Source organism: Nguyenibacter vanlangensis, from assembly GCF_013376155.1.
Lineage (GTDB): Bacteria > Pseudomonadota > Alphaproteobacteria > Acetobacterales > Acetobacteraceae > Gluconacetobacter > Gluconacetobacter vanlangensis.
Genome location: NZ_JABXXP010000517.1, coordinates 1 through 2,047, shown reverse-complemented (window position 1 = coordinate 2,047; position 2,047 = coordinate 1). Strand labels below are relative to the sequence as shown.

The 2,047-nt window shown below is 67.6% G+C and carries 2 protein-coding genes; one reads left to right on the top strand and one right to left on the bottom strand.

Going from position 1 to position 2,047, the window contains the following annotated elements:
• Positions 1-206: 206 nt before the first annotated feature.
• Positions 207-1,202, bottom strand: a complete 996-nt coding sequence (locus tag HUK84_RS16065) for a lipid A deacylase LpxR family protein (protein WP_246285733.1) — start codon at positions 1,200-1,202, stop codon at positions 207-209.
• Positions 1,203-1,662: 460 nt separating this feature from the next.
• On the opposite strand from HUK84_RS16065, the gene HUK84_RS16060 reads away from it, so the two are divergent.
• Positions 1,663-2,047, top strand: a 385-nt coding sequence (locus HUK84_RS16060) for a cold-shock protein (protein ID WP_176641182.1), incomplete at its 3' end; no start/stop codon positions are given.

Here is a 2,047-nt window from a genome sequence, read left to right as displayed (position 1 = left end):
CGCAGGACGCGCAGCGGGTGGCCGGCGGCGCGGTGAGCGCGGCCCGCCGGAATGCCGTTACCTGCCTGCTGGAATTGTTCGGGCGGCATGACGCCGCCCGCATCCTGCGGTCCGGCTGACCGGTCCGCCCGTCCGCTGGGGGCCCGTCCGCCGGAACCTGCCTGCCAGGACCTGGCCGTCAGGACCTGGCCGTCAGGACCTGGCCGTCAGAATTTGGCCGACAGGTCGACCGATCCGAAATTGAACAGGCCGCTGCGCGCGCCGCGGAATTCCTGCGTCTGCCAGGTCTGGCTGTAGGACAGGCGCATGCCGTGCCACATGACGGCGACGCCCGCGTGGATTTCGCCCACGTCCCAGTTGACCGGCACGTGAGGCGAGTTGTTGCGCACCGTGTTGCCCTGCAGCGTGGCGTCGTAGCCGACGGCGTAGCCGGTCACGTTGCCGAACACGTACCAGGCCAGCGGGCGGGTCAGGCGGTAGGCGTCGGTGCCGTCGGTGCCCGAGCCGATGGTCGGGGTGCCGAAATCGCTGCGCAGGCCCTGGCCGAGGCGGAACGTGTCGGCCACCGAGCCGTAGATGCGGTAGTCGCCTGCCGCCGCGGCAACGGCGGGCAGCATTTCCATCTCGATCCCGTAGAGATCGGCCAGAGGCAGGCGCCAGGTGCGGCCGGCCTGGACCTGGAAGATCGGCTGGTTCTGCAACTGGTGGCTCCAGCCCCGGTTGGGCGTGTCGCCGATCAGGTTGTGGAAGCCGTTCTGCAACTGGCGGCCCAGCGCCGCCGGGCCCATGACGCCGAACTGGATGCCGAAGACCGAGCGCGACAGATCGGTGTCGTTGATCAGGTTGACCGTGCCCAGCATCAGGCCGGCATAGGGCCGGTCGCCGGCCGGCGGATTGACGGCCTGCGTGTCGTGGGGGGTGAAGATGGTCTGCTGCACGCCGAGGCTGATGCGCGTGACGCCGGGCCCGAGGATGGCGTGGTTGAGGGTTTCGATCGGCGCGGGCTGGTTGTCGGTGCCCGAGGTCCAGTTTATGCGCAGGCCGCTGGTATAGTACTGGTCGGACGTGCCCTTGAGCGTGCTGACCGCGTCGTTTTCCGCCTGGATGGTCCAGGTGCCGTACGGGTCCTGGAGCGGGGTGGCCCTGGCCGGGATCGCCGCCAGGCCGCCCAGGCCGCCCAGGCCGCCGATGCCGGCGAGCATGCCGGCCCGCATGATCCGGCCGGTTCTGTTCCGCGTGTTTGCCTGGTCCATCCGCTTTCCTTCACTGCCGGTCTTTAGCTGGCGGTCGCCCCGAATGCCGGGCCCGAATGCCAGGTTTGTCGCAACGGCGCGACATAACGTTCTCTTTTGAGCTGTTTAGAGCGTTCGCGCCTCGGGAGAAAGCCCGAGACGCGCTTCCTGATCGCGCTGTTGTCAGAATTCCGGCCGCCGGGAAGTCGGGATGAGGCGAAATGATGATGGAACCGGCGTGGGGGGATATGCTTATGTGTGTTCGACACCGGCGCTTTCGTGCTAGTGTCGATGCGGGAAGAGGACGCTGTCCGCGCCAACCGTCGAGAGCGGTTCAGGAACGGTTATGTAATTCCTTGATCCAGCAAGTTTTTTCATCAGGTGGCCTCCTGAGACAGGACCCGCCAACTACACTTCGGGATTACGACCGTTGAGAAGTAACAGGACCGACCGCAGCCCCCGTTCCCCGCGCCGCGGCGGATTTGACGACGACTTCATGTCGGCGCCGCCCTCATTTGGCGACCGCGGTCCGCGTCGCCCGATGGGTGGACCCTCGCAAGTCATCGCTTCGGGGCCCGAGATCAGTGCGTCCGTCAAGTGGTTCAACAGCGAGAAGGGCTTCGGCTTCGTCGAGCTGTCGGACGGGTCGGGCGACGTTTTCCTGCACGCCAACGCGCTGGCGCAGAGCGGCCACGATTCGGTGTCGCCGGGCGCCACCCTGGTGGTGCGTATCGGCCAGGGCCCCAAGGGGCGCCAGGTCGCCTCGGTGGTGTCGGTCGACGAGAGCACCGCGCAGCCGGAACGCCCCCGCGGCT

Coding starts and splice junctions, on each gene's coding strand:
- HUK84_RS16065 (WP_246285733.1), bottom strand. CDS start 1,202: ATGCTCGCCGGCATCGGCGGCCTGGGCGGCCTGGGCGGCCTGGCGGCG.